At 62.8% G+C, this 15630-nt stretch carries 11 protein-coding genes; 9 read left to right on the forward strand and 2 right to left on the reverse strand.

Features of this window, described 5'->3' with window-relative positions:
• Positions 1-274 precede the first annotated feature (274 nt).
• Positions 275-2110, forward strand: coding sequence for an ABC-F family ATP-binding cassette domain-containing protein (locus ACMRQN_RS01310; protein WP_418733489.1), 1836 nt, complete (start codon positions 275-277; stop codon positions 2108-2110).
• 201 nt (positions 2111-2311) lie between these two features.
• Here the strand turns inward: ACMRQN_RS01310 and ACMRQN_RS01315 are convergent, their stop codons facing one another.
• Entirely contained in the window at positions 2312-3205 is an 894-nt protein-coding gene (locus ACMRQN_RS01315) for a ChbG/HpnK family deacetylase (RefSeq protein ID WP_418733490.1), read from the reverse strand.
• 131 nt (positions 3206-3336) lie between these two features.
• Here ACMRQN_RS01315 and ACMRQN_RS01320 point away from each other — a divergent pair, with 131 nt between their 5' ends.
• The 3 genes from ACMRQN_RS01320 to ACMRQN_RS01330 all read left to right on the forward strand — a co-directional run bounded on the left by ACMRQN_RS01320 (position 3337) and on the right by ACMRQN_RS01330 (position 7985).
• Complete coding sequence (locus ACMRQN_RS01320) at positions 3337-5229, forward strand: glycosyltransferase family 39 protein (RefSeq protein WP_418733491.1); 1893 nt, start codon at positions 3337-3339, stop codon at positions 5227-5229.
• A gap of 320 nt (positions 5230-5549) precedes the next feature.
• Positions 5550-6869: an NCS2 family permease gene (locus ACMRQN_RS01325; protein WP_417295187.1), complete on the forward strand. Its 1320-nt coding sequence runs from the start codon at positions 5550-5552 to the stop codon at positions 6867-6869.
• Between the two features lie 321 nt (positions 6870-7190).
• Positions 7191-7985 carry an SDR family NAD(P)-dependent oxidoreductase gene (locus ACMRQN_RS01330; protein ID WP_418733492.1) on the forward strand — a complete coding sequence of 265 codons (795 nt, stop codon included), beginning with the start codon at positions 7191-7193 and terminating at the stop codon, positions 7983-7985.
• Positions 7986-8116: 131 nt separating this feature from the next.
• On the opposite strand, the gene ACMRQN_RS01335 is transcribed toward ACMRQN_RS01330, so the two are convergent.
• On the reverse strand, positions 8117-8677 hold the full coding sequence (locus ACMRQN_RS01335) for a beta-class carbonic anhydrase (protein WP_418733493.1): 561 nt from the start codon (positions 8675-8677) through the stop codon (positions 8117-8119).
• Positions 8678-8796: 119 nt separating this feature from the next.
• Between ACMRQN_RS01335 and ACMRQN_RS01340 the strand changes: the two genes are divergently transcribed.
• From ACMRQN_RS01340 to ACMRQN_RS01360, 5 genes are all read left to right on the forward strand, one after another.
• The gene (locus ACMRQN_RS01340; RefSeq protein WP_418733494.1) at positions 8797-9525 is read left to right on the forward strand and encodes an IMPACT family protein; all 729 of its coding nucleotides are present in this window, start codon (positions 8797-8799) and stop codon (positions 9523-9525) included.
• Entirely contained in the window at positions 9485-11176 is a 1692-nt protein-coding gene (locus ACMRQN_RS01345; RefSeq protein WP_418733495.1) for a polyphosphate--AMP phosphotransferase, read from the forward strand. Before ACMRQN_RS01340 ends, ACMRQN_RS01345 begins: the two co-directional genes overlap by 41 nt.
• Before the next feature lie 227 nt (positions 11177-11403).
• Complete coding sequence (locus ACMRQN_RS01350; protein WP_418733496.1) at positions 11404-12204, forward strand: HAD family hydrolase; 801 nt, start codon at positions 11404-11406, stop codon at positions 12202-12204.
• A 24-nt stretch (positions 12205-12228) separates the two neighbouring features.
• Positions 12229-14916, forward strand: a complete 2688-nt coding sequence (gene feoB, locus ACMRQN_RS01355; RefSeq protein ID WP_418733497.1) for a ferrous iron transport protein B — start codon at positions 12229-12231, stop codon at positions 14914-14916.
• Between the two features lie 69 nt (positions 14917-14985).
• A complete protein-coding gene (locus tag ACMRQN_RS01360) occupies positions 14986-15498 on the forward strand; it encodes a YbhB/YbcL family Raf kinase inhibitor-like protein (RefSeq protein ID WP_418733498.1) in 513 nt (170 codons plus the stop codon).
• Positions 15499-15630: the final 132 nt, after the last annotated feature.

The following is a 15630-nucleotide window of genomic DNA, read 5'->3' on the forward strand; positions in this document are numbered from 1 at the left end:
CACCTGGGCGATGAGGTCCAACGCGCGCTTCCGCGCCAGGTCGTGCTAGAATGCGGTCATCCGCAGCGCCGACGGCGCCCCGATCCCCGTCGCACCGGCAAGGCTTCCGGTCGGCTTTTCCCGCAAAACTTAACTCGCACCCCTCGCTATTTGGGAATCTCGCCCGCTTGCGGTATCCTCTCATGATGAAAAAACGCACGGCGGATGAAGCCGAGTGCAGGTTGAATGCGGCGGGATGCCCGGTATGGTGTCCCGTGAACGAAGGACGAATGGTATGGCGTTTCTGCTTGGTTGTGAGAAGGCGCGGGTCGAGTTCCCCACGAAAACGGTGTTCGAGGATGTCTCCCTCGGGCTTGACGAGGGCGACCGCATCGGCGTCGTCGGCAAGAACGGCGACGGGAAATCCACGCTGCTCTCTTTACTTGCAGGCATTATCGAGCCTGATGAGGGCCGCGTAATTCGCACGCGCGGCGTTCGCGTGGGCGTGCTCGGGCAGGCGGATGCGCTTTCCGACGACGATACGGTGGAACATGCCGTGGTGGGCGATACCCCCGAATACGAATGGGCGGGAGATGCCCGTGTTCGCGACATCATCTCTGGGCTTGCGGCCGATATCCCCTGGCAAGGGCGTGTGGGCGACCTGTCGGGCGGGCAGCGCCGCCGCGTTGACCTGGCGCGTTTGCTCATCGGCGACTGGGACGTGCTCATGCTCGACGAGCCCACCAACCATCTCGACATGCGCGCCATCACCTGGCTTGCGCATCATCTGAAGGCACGCTGGAAACATGGGACGGGCGCGCTTTTGGTGGTCACGCACGACCGCTGGTTCCTCGACGAGGTGTGCCTTTCGATGTGGGAAGTGCACGACCGCACGATCGACCCGTTCGAGGGCGGTTTCTCCGCCTATATCCAGCAGCGCGTCGAGCGCGACCGTCAGGCGCAGGTGGCCGAGCAGCGTCGCCAAAACCAGCTGCGCCGCGAGCTCGCCTGGCTTGCCCGCGGGGCGCAAGCGCGCTCGACCAAGCCGAAGTTCCGCATCGACGCTGCCCGCGAGCTGATCGCTGACGTGCCGCCGCTGCGTAACACGCTCGAGCTCAAGCGGATGGCCGTCGCGCGCTTGGGCAAGCAGGTGGTCGACTTGACCGATGTGTCTGTGCGCCTCGGTGGAAAGACCGTGCTCGATGACGTGTCGTGGATTATCGGCCCTGGCGATCGCTTCGGCATCGTCGGCGAGAACGGTGCGGGCAAGACCACGCTTCTGCGGGTGATTGAGGGTGCGCTCGCCCCGAGTGCGGGACGTGTGAAGATCGGCAAGACCGTGAAGTTCGCGGTGCTGTCGCAACACCTCGATAACCTGGTGAAACTGGGAAGCGACCGCGTGCGAGAGGTCATCGGCCGCTATTCGCGCCGCGTGATGCTCGACGGCAAGGAGGCCACGCCCGCGCAGCTGCTCGAGCGCCTCGGCTTCACCCGCGATGACCTGAACGAGCCGGTGTGTGACCTATCGGGCGGGCAGAAGCGTCGTCTTGCGCTGATGCTCATCCTGCTTGACGAGCCGAACGTGCTCATCTTGGACGAGCCGGGTAACGATCTGGACACCGACATGCTCGCGCAGGTGGAAGACCTGCTTGACGGATGGCCCGGAACGCTGCTTTTGGTCACGCACGACCGCTATCTCATGGAGCGCGTGACCGACAACCAGTATGCGCTGATCAACGGCAAGATTCGCCATCTGCCGCGCGGCGTCGACGAGTATCTGGAACTTGTGGGGCGCACCACCGACGAGCGCGGCGGTGTGGTCGCCTCTTCAAACGGGAAGGCCTCTGCCTCCAAGCAGCCTTCAACGTCGGCGGGCGAGCAGGCGACGGGCGCGGCGTCGAAGCTCTCGGGCGGCGAGATTCGCGCGCTTCGGAAGTCGATGGCGTCGGCCGAGCGCAAGATGGACACGCTACACGGCAAGATTGAGGGCATTCACCAGGCCATGACCGAGGTCGATCCCTCCGATTACGTGAAGCTCGGCGATATGCAGAAGGAAATCAAGCAAATCGAGGCGCAGATCGAGGCGCTCGAGGAAGAGTGGATGGAAGCCGCGGAGGCGCTCGGCGAGTAGGCGCTTTCGGCGTGCAGCCTGCGTGCTATTTGCGGCCCGCACGTGCCTTGCGTCTTTCGGCGCGTAGGCCCTCGCGCGCTTGCGGCGGTAGCCTCCTTGCGAGGGGAAATCGCACGTCGCGAATACCCCTTCGGTCCCTGACTACTCACACGGGCCGCGCCGCTTAAGCGCCGCGGTTTGGCGTTCCGCCAGGCGGTTGACCTACGCGCGCGTCGATAGGCTTGCGATCAGCTTCGCTTCGGCATCGCGGTTAGGGGAGGCGCACGCTTGCGCGAACGGCAGGTTCTCGGGATCGAGGCACTGCTCGACAGGGACGCTGATCGGGTGGAAAAGCACCTCGAGATCGCGTCCACGCTCGGCGGCTCGCGCCTCCATGTCGGCAATCAGGCCGGGCGTGGTTTTCTGCATGCATCCCGAGAGCACGATGCCGGAAAAGTCGGCGACGTGGCTTCCCCCTTCCAGATCCTTGCGGCAGTGCGGGGCGAGAAGGGCGAGCAGCGCGTCTTTCACGAGGTTGACAGGCGAAATCGCTGCGATGCGCCGCGGGCTCTTAAGGTGCGGGCCGATCGGCTCCACGGGAAGGCGTGCGGTCGTGACCAAGCAATCGGTGCGCCGGCAAGCTGCCAGGAGCGCGTCGTGCACGAGGGGCACCATATGCGTGTGTTGATGCGTGTCGACACGGAGATTGCGACGCTGGTCGGGGAAGGCCTCGAGATAACGCTTGATCTGCTCGCTGAATTCGCGGGCAAGCTGCTCGCGAATGCCGTCACGGTCGCCGGTGCGCAGTGTCGATGCCATCAGGTATCCCATAAAGGAATGGGAGAAGGTTCCGCGCTCGTTCACCAGCAGCGGCACGTCGTCGGGGTTGGAGACAGGATGCCCTTCCACGATATTGAGGTGCAGTCCAAGCTTTATCTTTCCCGCGTCGACGAAGGGTCGGACAAGCTCGGCGCATTCGTTAAACGCCGGGCTGTTCGCGAACATGCTCATGCTCGACAGGGCTCCATGGCCGCCGCATGCGTCCGAAAGCTCGAGGATGGCCTTCGATTGCTCGACGGTAATCCCAAAGTCGTCTGCGTGAATGATGAGCGCCACAAGCCTCCCTTTCATGTTCGTGCGCGGTGTTTGTCTTCAAAACGCTATCTTTTTGAAGACAAGCGAGGCAAACGAAATAATAGTACTCTCATGCAGGTGCGTTATTGGGGATCGATTGCTCGGGAGGGTTTATGAAGCGTGCGAGCGGAGCAGGGGCGCAGGGGGTGCTTTCGTCTCGTTGGTTCCATCTTGCCGTTCTTGCTTTGGGGTCGGCGTTTGTGCTTGTGGGGGCTTTCCATGGCTATATCTGGTTCGATGAGAGCTATTCGGTTGCCATAGCGAACCATTCTTTCTCCGAGATTTGGCGCATCGGCTCGGGCGATGTGCACCCCGTGCTCTTCTACTGGGCGCTGCATGTCCTCAACCTGGTTTTCGGGCAGAACATTCTTGTGTATCGCCTGTTCACGGTTTTGGGGTCGATCGCCCTTGCAAGCCTTGGATACACGCATGTCCGTCGCGATTTCGGCTGGAAGCCCGGCGTGCTGTTCACCGCATTCGTCCTGTTCATTCCCTATACCGCCATTATGTCGACCGAGATTCGCATGTACTCGTGGGCGACGTTTTCCGTCATGCTGTGCGCGCTCACCGCGTGGCGCATCGCGTGCGCTTTGCGCGAGCCGGCGTGCGAAGGCTCTGTGGCCTGCGTCCAGAAACGCGCGCAGGGGAAGAGACTTCTTGCGGGTGCGCCGCTTTCGTGGTGGGTTGTCTTCGCTGTGTCAAGCCTGTTCAGCGCATACCTTCACTACTTTGGCGCCATGTCCGCCTTTATGGTGAACCTGCTGCTGCTCATCTTCTGCATCAATCGAGCCGCCCGTCGACGTGGCGCGGCGGCTTTGGGGGTACTCGTTGCGAGCGCCGTCATCCAGGTTGCGCTCTATGCGCCGTGGCTTATGGTGCTCGTGCATCAGATGGGCGTTGTGTCGAACACGTACTGGGCGAACATGGTGTTTCCCGTCACCTACATCGAGTTCGCGACGTACCCGGTACGGACGAGCTTCGTGCATTTCGCGTTGGAGGGGAACTACGGCGCCGTGCCCCAGGTGGTGGGGCGGGCTCTTCTGGCAGCGACGCTCGTGTGGCTTTGCGCGTGGGCCATCTGGTCTCTCGTGCGCCTGGCGAAGTCGCATGTTCTTGCGGGCGAACGTGCGGAAGGCGGCTCGTGCGCTGCGACAGGGAAGGCTGCGGGAGGCGAGGACTTCGGGGAGCGGGCTGCCGTTGGCTCTGCGGACGAAGGCGGCTCGTGTTCTGCGAATGGGTCCGTCGAGGACGGTGAGCTTCCTGCGAATTTCGCCCTCGAGCCCGAAAGCCCCCGCGCCCAGCGCGATTCGCTTTCTCGGCGCCTTGCCGTTTGGGCCTCGCGCGACTCGGTTGCCCCCGTGCTCTGTGCGCTCGCAATCTACCTGGGCGTTTTCGCGATTTCCTTCTCGGCCTCCATCCTGATGGACTCGCTTATCGTGTACTACCGCTACCTTGGGGTGGCAATCGGTCCGCTCCTGTTTGCGGCGGTAATGCTTCTTTCCCGCATTCGCTCGCGCGTACTCGTCGGTACGGCATGCGCTATCCTCCTTTCCGTCTCCGCCCTCAACATGACGCTCCTCGTCGGCGACTTCTACAGCTCCGACAACCAAGAGGCGCTCGACGAAGTGCGCCAGACGGTCGATCGCGTGACACAGGAAAACGACGGGAAGGCTCCGCTTGTCGTCTCGTCCGATATCGGCTACATCAGCCTGACGTCGCTTGCCTATCCCGACATTCCCCAAACGTATATGGATTGGCAAAAAGGAAACTGGAACTTGGCGTATGAGGCATATTCTCCGACTCTCACCTGCAAAAACTCCTGGGAAGAGATTCTTGATGGCTATCATGGTCCGATTGTCGTTTTGGGGCAGACCCAAAACGGCGTCATGTCGCGCGATGTCGAGGACCTCTCGAAGCGCGACGGGTTCGAGCTGCGGGAATCGGGCACCCGCTATCGTCCCTACGAACGCGCCTGGTTTACCGTCGCGGTCATCGATAAAGATTAGAGTGCTTGCAAGGGGCTTCCAAGGGGCCGATAAATGGCATTTTGCGAATGAGCTTGTACCAGAGATGTGCGCAGCTGATAAGCTGAGGTAGGGGTAGGCGACCGCTGGTGCGACCTCGTTTTCCGCACCGTGCGACGTAGTCGCCATTGAAGGCGCTTTCCATTTATGTGCGTCTTGTGTGCGCTTTAGCATGCTAGAATCCTTCCGTTGAGAAAACGTTTTCACGCGAAAGGGCCAGTTTGGGTTCGCTTCGGCGGCTGAGTCTTCAGGTGCGGGCTTGCCTGATCGCTTTCGCGCGGGCGCAAGAGAAAGGGAGGAAAGTGGACTCGTTTTTTAAGATTTCGGAGCGCAAAAGCACGATCGGAAACGAGATCATCGGCGGCTTGACGACGTTTCTCGCGATGGCATACATCATCGCAGTGAATCCGAATATGCTGGTGGTTGCAGGTGTTCCGTTTGATGCGGCGCTCACGGCGACGTGCTTCGGCGCGGCGATCATGACTATCGCGATGGGCCTTATCGCGAACCGACCGATCGCGCTTGCATCTGGCATGGGCATCAACGCAATCGTGGCGTACACGCTCTGCCTTGGCGGCGCTGCCGTCGACTGGCGCGTGGCGATGGCCATCGTTTTTCTTGAAGGTATCGTAATCCTTGTCCTGGTTGCCTGCGGTTTGCGCAAGGCGGTCATGGACGCGATTCCCGTGAGCTTGCGCCATGCAATCGGCATTGGCATCGGTTTGTTCATCGCATTCATCGGTCTTAAGGGCGGCGGCATCATCGTCGCCAACGAGTCGACCATCTTGGGGCTTGGCGACCTGTCGGCGCCGGTTGCGATCGTGTCGCTTATCGCGATCGCGGTTGCCGTGGTGCTCCAGGTTCTCAATGTGAAGGGCGGCCTGCTCATCTCCATTATTGTTGCCACCATCGCGGGCATTCCCCTGGGCGTCACCCCGCTTCCCTCGTCGTGGAGCTTCGGGCTCGACTTCTCGGCCTTCGCGGCACCATTTCAGACGATTCCCGGCACCGACACGATGGCTATCGCGCAGGTCTTCCTGCAGCCCGCGCTGCTGCTGTTCGTGTTCTCCCTGCTCATGAGCGACTTCTTCGACACCATGGGCACGGTCGTTGCTGTTGGCGAACAGGCTGATTTCGTCGACGAGAACGGCGATGTGAAGGACATCCAGCCGATTCTCATGGTCGACTCCGCCGCAGCCGCCGTCGGCGGTTTCGTGGGCGCAAGCTCGGTCACGAGCTTCGTTGAGTCCACTTCGGGCGCTGCCGCCGGTGCGCGCACGGGCCTCTCGAACCTGGTGGTCGGCATCCTGTTCGTGATCTTCGCGTTCGCGTCGCCCATCATCGGTATGGTGTCGAGCTCCGCGACCTGCGGCGCGCTCGTCGTCGTTGGCTATCTCATGCTCTCTGACGTCATCAACATCGACTGGACGCGCATCGAGTTCGCCTTCCCGGCGTTCGCGACCATCATGGGCATCCCGATGACCTACTCGATCACCAACGGCATCGGCTTCGGCTTCATCTCCTACTGCGTGATCATGCTGGTCACCGGCAAGGCGCGCGAGGTCAAGCCCCTCATGTGGGTGGCTGCCATCGCGTTTTTGGCCATGTTCATCTTAAGCTAGCAGTTTCGTTCGCCACACTCGAAGGGCCTCGCTCGTCGAATCGCCTCCTCTTTCGGAGGCCATTCGACGGCGGGGCCCTTCGCTTTCTGGCGCCCGACCGTGATGACGTGATATCCAAGGTAACTTAAGGAGTTGCGTCGCTTGGCGTCTGCAGCGGTTCGACCAGCTCCTTGCAGTCTCTCCCTCGATGCTGGCCATATTGCCCAAGAGGAATTATTCCTCAGATGTGGTGAAGCCTATTCTCGCATTCGCCTCGCGCGTCATACAATGATGTTACATTGCCGACGGCCGTAAACGCGACGGACTGAAAGGTTGTGAGCTATGGGGACCAAGGATTGGAAAACGGCGCTCGTCACAGGCGGTGCGGGCGGTTTGGGATTCGAACTTGCGCGGCAGTGCGCGGCGCGCGGGATGGACGTGGTGCTCGTCGGCCGCAACGAGGAGCGTCTCGTCGAGGCGGCGGCACAGCTGGAGTTCGAGCACAACATAAAGGCCCACGTCATCGTGTGCGATCTCGCGAAAGTGGGCGCGGCGGCGAAGGTTTCCGCCCGCGTGCGCGAGATGGGGCTTGTCGTCGATGTGCTCGTGAACAACGCAGGCTTCGGCTACGATGCGCGCTTTGCGGAAAGCGACATGGCCCGCCAACGAGAACTTATCCTGACAAACGACCTCGCGCTCGTCGAGCTTGTGGGCGAGTTCGCCCCTGACATGGCCGAGCGTAAATGCGGAGGCATCTTAAACGTTGCGTCCGTGGCGGGCTTCATACCTGGCCCCGGCATGGCGACCTACTACGCCTCGAAGGCCTTCGTCCAGTCGTTTTCCCAGGCCATCCATGTCGAGTTGCGCCGTGCTGGCGTGCACGTGAGCACGATGTGCCCAGGACCCGTGCGCACGGCGTTTTGGGAAAATGCCGATGCAGCTCACACCCCGATTTCGCGTGTCGCGCTCGATGCCCCCTTCGTTGCGAGCGAAGGATTCAACGCGCTTTGCCGCAATAAGGCTCTCTGCGTGCCCGGTGCGCTCGCAAAGACGATCGTCTTCGCAACGCGCCTTGCCCCGCGCGGTTTCGTGGCGAGGACGGCGGCAGCACTCCAACGCCCGCGTAAGAGGAAATAGGAACGCGGACCCGGCGCCTCTTCCCCATAAGGCGAAGGGAGCGGCTCGCCCGCTCGAAACGCCGAAGGGGGAAGGCTCGCCGGGCCCGCGCCTGCCGTCCACCTGCGAGGCGCCGGCGCTCTTGGCAGATGCTAATCCGCCACGCGAATGAGCTCGCCGGTCACGGAATCCATGATGAAGCCGGCGACGCGCACGTGCGGCGGCATGACCGGGTGGTTGCGCACCACGTCGACGCTTTTGCGCACCGCCTCCTCGGTGTCGCCGAAACCCGCGAGCCACTGGTCGAAGTCGATGCCGCAATGGTGCGCCATCTTGATGTGGTCGGCGCTCACGCCAAGGCGCAGCATGTCGGAGACCATGCCCTCGCCGCTCATGTGCTGCGCGCCGCAGTTCGTGTGCGCGACGATCATGATGTCCTCGACGCCGAGCTCGCACACGGCGATGAGCAGCGATCTCATGACGCTGCCGAAGGGGTGGGAAACCTCGGCACCTGCAACTTTGATGATCTTCGCGTCGCCGTTCTTAAGCCCGAGCGCCGCCATGAGCAGCGCTGTCAGGCGCGTGTCCATGCACGAGACCACGGCGAGCTTCTTGTCGGGGTATTTGTCCGTCTTGAACTGCTCGTATTCGCGTTCTTCCACGAAGCGCGCATTGTGCTCCAGAATCTGATCGATCGTCGATTTCTCGGCCATGTTCCGCCCTTTCTCTTGATGGGTGACAGTTTAGCATCGTCTTCGCCCCGCGTGCGCCCGTTTGCACGCATGCGCTATGATGGGGCAAACTGAGTTTTCCCGAAGACGAAAGGAGCCGCATGGCCTCGTATTGCACAACCCAAGGTCGTGCGCGCGCCGAAATCGTCGAGAAGAAGAGTCGCTTCATTGTCACTGTTCAGCATGTCGAAACCGAGGAAGAGGCGCTCGCTTTCCTCGACGAGATCCGCACCGAGCACCGCATGGCTCGCCACAACGTGTACGCCTACGTGCTGCGCGAGAACGGTCGCGTTCGCTATTCCGACGACGGCGAGCCTCAGAAAACGGCGGGCATGCCGACGCTCGAGGCTATCCAGCATGCGGGCCTGACCGACGTCTCCGTGGTGGTCACGCGGTATTTCGGCGGGATCCTGCTCGGCACGGGTGGGCTCGTGCGTGCCTATACGCAGGCGACGCAGGCCGGCATCGCCGCGGCGGACATCGTGTCTGTCTCGCGGTGCATTGACGTGCTGATCGAGGTCCCGTACTCCCTTTACGAGCAGGCTCAACGCCTTGCCAGCCAACACGGCGCCCAGACCGTCGACGCCGATTTCGCGGCACAGGTCGCCCTCACGTTCCGCATGCTCGACGGCACGCAGGAGCCCTTCGAGACGGCCCTCACGGAGCTCGTGCGCGGGCAGTGCCCGATCATCGAGAGCGACCCCTACGATGCGCCCTTCGCGGTGCCCGGGCAAGCCGACCCTTCGGCGCCCGACGCTGCGCCAAACCTTACGCGAAAAGAGGTTTTCCATGCTCGACCAGGTCAATCTGAATCAACCAGATATCGATAAGGGCACGTACAAGGAAACTCACGACGCGCTCATCGAGCGGCTCGTGACGTTGCAGCAGCAGGCACGCCTTCAGGGTGTAGGGCTTGTGGTGCTCTTCGAGGGATGGAACGGCGCGGGCAAGGGAAGCCGCATCTCCGACCTTATGTTCAACCTGGATGCGCGCGCGACGAGCGTTCACGTGACGGGCGATTTCGACGTGGACGAGGCGCGGGCGTTCTCGGACGCCGGGCATAATGTCACCGGGTACTGGCCTTTCATGCAGCAGTTCTGGCAGGCGCTCGGACCGCGCGGGGCGATCACCTTCTACGATCGCGGCTGGTATTCCGTGGCAGCCGAGCGCGCGATGTGCCGCGCATTCGGCGGGCTTAACCCGAAGCGCAAGGAAGGCAAGAAGGGCTCTGTCCGAGGTGACCAGCTTGCGGCGCGCAAGGAGGCCGGGGTGTGCCTCGCGTCTATACGCGAGTTCGAGCGCGGCCTTGTCGACGATGGCTACGAGGTCGTGAAATTCTTCATCCACGTGTCCGCCGAAGGCCAGAGGGAGCGCCTCGAGCGCCTGGCTGCCGACCCCACCACGGCGTGGCGCGTCGACAAGAAGCGTCTCGAGCGCATTGGGAACTACGAGTACGCCTATAGCATCTACGACCTCATGCTCGAGGGCAGCAACTTCGCGTTCGCCCCTTGGACGCTTGTGAACGGGGAAGACAAGCGCCGCGCGAACATCGTCATCGCGCAGACGCTTGTGCGCGCGCTCGAGTCCGCGCTCGCGCGCAAGGAGGCCGCGAACGCGGTGAAGGTCGCAAGCGCCGCGAGGTCGGCGGATGCCGCAGACGCCTCGACCCCCGCAGACGCCTCGGCTTCCGCGGACGGCGCCGTGAAGCAGCCCCCGCGCTTTGCCGCCCCCGCGACTTCCCGCTTCCACCTTATCGACGACACACCGACGCTTGCGGGCGTCGACCACTCGCTCGCGCTCTCGCCCGAGGAGTACAAAGACGAGCTCAAGAGCCTGCAGAAGCGACTGTTTCGACTTGAGAACAACATGTACCAGGCCCGCATCCCGCTTATGGTGATGTACGAGGGCTGGGACGCCGCGGGCAAGGGCGGCAACATCAAGCGCGTGGCGCAATCGCTCGACGCGCGTGCCTACACGATTTTCCCGAGCCCCGCCCCCACGGCGCCCGAGCTCGCGCACCCGCACTTGTGGCGCTACTGGACGCGCCTGCCGAAGGCGGGCCATGTTGGTATCTACGATCGCAGCTGGTATGGCCGCGTGCTTGTGGAGCGGGTGGAGGGCTACGCCTCGCCCGAGCGCCTCATCCAGGCGTACGACGAGATCAACGCCTTTGAGAAAGACCTGGTCGATTGGGGTGCCATCCTCCTGAAGTTCTGGGTGGAGGTCAGCCCCGACGAGCAGCTGCGCCGTTTCGAGGAGCGACAGTCCAACCCCGCCAAGCAGTGGAAGATAACCGACGACGACTGGCGCAACCGTGAGAAGTATCCCCAGTACAAGGAAGCTATCGAGGACATGTTCCGCCTGACGTCGACCTCGTTCGCGCCCTGGATTATTCTCGAGTCCGACGACAAACGCTACGCGCGCGTTAAGGCTCTGCGCACAATCGTCGCCGCGCTCGAGGACGCGGGACTCTCCGACTAGGCCCTTCGCCTTTCGCCCCCGAGGTTGCCGCAAGGCCGCCGCGAGGTTGCCGTGCTCGAGGCCGCCCCTGGGGTCGTCGGCCCTCCGCCGTCGCTCCTTCCGAGGCCGCCCGCAGACGGTCCGTGACCTTCCCTTAACCGTTTCTTTATACACGCCCGCTACAATGCAGGCGTTGGAAACGCGAAGAGAACAGGCTGGCGAAGGGGCCGGCAAGAAGGAGAACCTGCATGATCAAGCTTATCGCAAGCGACATGGACGGCACGCTGCTCGACGCGGAGGGCAACGTCCCGCCTGAAACGTTCGAGCTTATCAGCGGGCTTCGCCGCTGCGGAGTCCACTTCGTCGCGTCGTCGGGGCGTCGCTTCGACACGCTTTCCGAGCAGTTCGCGCCCGTGGCCGACCTCATGGACTTCGTCGCGTCGAACGGCGCGCAGGTTGTCGTCGGCGGCAAGCTGGTCGACCGCGAGGTCTTCTCGCATGCCGCCGTGTGCCGTCTCTACCGCGCGGTCACCATGTTCGATGTGCTCCACCTGGCCCTATTCGATCGGACGAACAGCTTCCTCCTCGATGACGAGGCCGTTTTCGAGCGTGAGATCGACAAGAACCTCCCGAATCCCGTGCGCGCCTACGAGGTGCCTTCCCCGGAGACGAGCATCATCAAGGCATCGGTGTACGTGAGCGACGGCACCGTCATGGACATGTCCTACGCGCTCACCCGCGAGCTGGGGGAGGACTTCGTGTTCGCTCCCTCGGGCCGCAAATGGATCGACGTCATGCAGCGCGGCGTGAACAAAGCGACGGGAATTCGCCAGGTCATGGAGGCGCACGGCGTCTCGGCCGACGAGGTCGCGGCGTTCGGCGATTCCATGAACGACTACGAGATCTTGCGCATGGTCGGCATGCCCATCGCGATGGAGAATGGGCGCTCGGCCATCAAGCAGGTCGCGCGCAAGGTCATCGGTCCCAACACCGAGCACAGCGTGCAGAAGGAGCTGCGCCGCATGCTTGAGGAGCTTTCCGCTCGATAGCGCGCGGGGCGAGGAGCTTTCCGCTTGGCACGAGGAGTTTTCCCGTTCGGCACGAGGAACTTCCCGCTTGGCAACTCGTGGGGCGATGGATATTTCTCGGCCGTTCGGGGAGATGTTCTTGCGCTCGCGCCCGTTACGCGCAACGATAAGCAGTTGAAAGTCACGGGGGACGAGGTTTGCATGACGCAGGATAATAACGATGCGGCGAAGGCCGAGCTGGGAAGCGGGGGAGTGCTCCTGGAAGACGGCGCGCCTGGAGAAGGCGGGCGCTCGAGCGGTGCATCCGCAGATGACAAATCCGCAGGTCGCGAGCATGAGCCAAATGACGGGCCAACGCTCGATTCCCTGAAGGCGGGGCAGTGCGCGATCATCAAGGCGGTGCGCGGCCACGGCGAGCTGCGCCGCCATCTGCTCGACATGGGGCTTACGCCCGGCATCGGAGTGCGCGTGCGCAAGGTTGCCCCGATGGGCGACCCTATCCAGATCGAGCTGCGCGGCTACGAGCTGACGCTGCGCCTCGACGACGCCCGCTTCGCCCTGATCGAGCCTGCGGAATCCCTTCCTCAGATGCCTGTTCCCGTTGAACCGTTACCCCGCGCGTCCGCGCACCCCGGCATCGGCGAGGTGAGCGCGACAGGCGACGACTACATCCGCAACCTCGGTGAGCCTCTGCCTAAGGGCGCGCCGATTACCTTTGCGCTCGCCGGCAACCAAAACTGCGGCAAGACCACGCTATTCAACCAGCTCACAGGCGCAAATCAGCATGTCGGAAACTTCCCCGGCGTCACTGTCGACAAAAAGGAGGGCCAGCTGCGCCGCCATCCCGAGGTGACGGTGGTCGACCTTCCCGGCGTCTACTCGCTTTCGCCGTACTCGAACGAGGAGGTCGTGACGCGCGACTTCCTCATCAAAGAGAAGCCCACCGCGATCATCAACATCGTCGACGCGACCAACATCGAGCGCAACCTTTATCTCACGTTGCAGCTGATGGAGCTCAACATCCCCATGGTACTCGCGCTCAACATGATGGACGAGCTCTCCGCGAACGGCGGCTCGGTGCGCATCAACGAGCTCGAGGCGGCGCTCGGCATTCCCGTCGTGCCCATCTCTGCGGTGAAGAACCAGGGCATCGACGAGCTTATCGATCACGCGATGCACGTTGCGATGAACCGCGAGGTCCCTGGGTACATCGATTTTTGCCCCGCGGGAGAGAAGTCGGGCGATCCGCTCGGCGAGGTACACCGCTGCGTTCACGCGTTCATGCACCTCATCGATCCCTATGCGAAGGCGGCGGGCCTGCCCGTGCGCTTCGCCGCGACGAAGATGGTCGAGGGCGACCCGCTGATCGAAAGCGAGCTCGCCGTCCCTGAACGCGAGCGCGAGGCGCTCACCGGCTTCATCGAGGCCCTCGAGCGTCAAGGCGGGCTCGACCGCGAGGCGGCGCTTGCGAACATGCGCTTCTCGTTCATCGAACGCCTTTGCGCGCGCACCATCGTCCGCCCGCACGAGAGCCGCGAGCATGTCCGCAGCGTGGCGGCCGACCGCATTCTAACCGGGCGCTTTACCGCCATCCCGTGTTTCATCCTCATCATGGGGTTCGTGTTCCTCATGACGTTCAGCTGGCTTGGCGCCTGGCTGTCGGATTGGCTGCAGACGGGAATCGATTTCGTGATCGGCGCCATCGGCGACGCGCTCGCCGCGGCGGAGGTGAGCCCGATCGTAAGCTCGCTCGTGACCGACGGCATCTGCGGCGGCGTGGGAAGCGTCCTCGGGTTTTTGCCGGTCATCGTCACGCTGTTTTTGTTCTTGTCCATTCTTGAGGACAGCGGATACATGGCGCGCGTGGCCTTCGTGATGGACAAGCCGCTGCGCCGTCTTGGCCTTTCGGGCAGAAGCTTCGTGCCCATGCTTATGGGGTTCGGCTGCTCGGTACCGGCAATCATGGCTTCGCGCACCTTGTCGAGCGAGCGCGACCGCAAGATGACGATCCTGCTTGTCCCCTTCATGAGCTGCAGTGCGAAACTTCCGATATACGGCCTGCTCACAAGTGTATTCTTCCCACCTGAGATGCGCGGTTTTGTGGTGCTTGCCCTTTATCTGCTCGGCATGGCGACAGGCGTCCTCTACGCGCTTGCGCTCAAGCGGTTCAAATTCACCGGCGAGCCCGTGCCGTTCGTGATGGAGCTTCCCAACTACCGCCTCCCCAGCGCGAAAAGCGTGCTTCGCCTCGTATGGGACAAGGCGAAAGGGTTCATCCAGAAGGCGTTCACCGTCGTGTTCCTCGCGACGCTCGCCATCTGGTTCCTGCAGACCTTCGACGCGGGGCTCGGTCTTGCGGCAAGCGCTGATGAGAGCCTGCTCGCCTTGATCGGCGGCGCGATTGCCCCGGTGTTCGCACCGCTCGGGTTCGGCGACTGGCGCGCATCGACGGCGCTGCTCACCGGATTTATGGCCAAGGAGAGCGTCGTGTCCACCCTGACCGTGCTCGTCGGTGGCGGCGTCGCGGCGCTGCAAGAGGTGTTCACGCCTTTCACGGCGTTCGTGTTCCTCGTGTTTACGCTGCTCTATACGCCCTGCGTAGCCGCTATCGCGACGGTGAAGAAGGAGACGAACGGCCGCACGGCGGCGAAGCTCGTGGTGTCCCAGTGCGTCGTCGCGTGGGTCGTGGCGTTCTGCATCCGCGCCGTGGGGCTTGCGTTCGGGCTTGCGTAGCGTCTCTTTTCGCGGCGCCGCGCGTGGTACACTCGCAGTGTCACGCCGTCGAACGAAAGGGGTCCTGCCATGCGTGTGAGCGTCGAGCTTGAAGGGAATCTGCTGTCCGATCGATTCGGGAAGTACGCGCCTGAGGCTGACAGGCTCGAGGGCTTTCCCGTGCGCTCTTTCCCCATCCATATAGAGGAGGTGCCCGAAGGTAGCGCCTCGCTTGCGCTTGCGTTTATCGACTTCGACGCGATTCCCGTGGGCGGCTTTTGCTGGATTCACTGGTTGGCCTGCGATTTCGACCCGTCGATAACGCTTATTCCCGAAGATGCCTCGCGCACGGGCGCCGTTGCGTGCACCCAGGGCGCGAACTCCAACTGGTCGCCGATGGCGCACGGCAGCTCGAATCCTGCTGTATTCAATCGCTATTGCGGCCCCCAGCCGCCCGATAAGACGCATGTCTACACGCTCGCCGTCTACGCGCTCGATTGCAAGCTGGGGCTTTCCGAGGGGTACTACCTCAACGAGTTTCGCCGTGCGATTGAGGGCCACGTGCTCGCGAAGTCGGTCGTCGAGCTCCCGAGCCGCGCATAGTAAAGCCAGGCTCGCCAATCGCCCAGCCGAGTTTGCCCAACCCGCCCAGTGAAGCACGAACTACGCTCATTGCTCCATACGCCCGCGCCGCCTACCCGTTCATGTGTTGCTTGTCCGTGAAATTCGGATGCC

The sequence above is a fragment of the Ellagibacter sp. genome (assembly GCF_048412355.1).
In the GTDB taxonomy this organism is placed as follows: domain Bacteria; phylum Actinomycetota; class Coriobacteriia; order Coriobacteriales; family Eggerthellaceae; genus Ellagibacter.

What these genes read in the sequence shown, in the direction of transcription:
- ACMRQN_RS01340 (WP_418733494.1), top strand. Translation starts at nt 8,797, where the DNA reads ATGGCCTCGTATTGCACAACCCAAGGTCGTGCGCGCGCCGAAATCGTC.
- ACMRQN_RS01320 (WP_418733491.1), top strand. Translation starts at nt 3,337, where the DNA reads ATGAAGCGTGCGAGCGGAGCAGGGGCGCAGGGGGTGCTTTCGTCTCGT.
- ACMRQN_RS01345 (WP_418733495.1), top strand. Translation starts at nt 9,485, where the DNA reads ATGCTCGACCAGGTCAATCTGAATCAACCAGATATCGATAAGGGCACG.
- ACMRQN_RS01360 (WP_418733498.1), top strand. Translation starts at nt 14,986, where the DNA reads ATGCGTGTGAGCGTCGAGCTTGAAGGGAATCTGCTGTCCGATCGATTC.
- ACMRQN_RS01330 (WP_418733492.1), top strand. Translation starts at nt 7,191, where the DNA reads ATGGGGACCAAGGATTGGAAAACGGCGCTCGTCACAGGCGGTGCGGGC.
- ACMRQN_RS01350 (WP_418733496.1), top strand. Translation starts at nt 11,404, where the DNA reads ATGATCAAGCTTATCGCAAGCGACATGGACGGCACGCTGCTCGACGCG.
- ACMRQN_RS01335 (WP_418733493.1), bottom strand. Translation starts at nt 8,677, where the DNA reads ATGGCCGAGAAATCGACGATCGATCAGATTCTGGAGCACAATGCGCGC.
- ACMRQN_RS01310 (WP_418733489.1), top strand. Translation starts at nt 275, where the DNA reads ATGGCGTTTCTGCTTGGTTGTGAGAAGGCGCGGGTCGAGTTCCCCACG.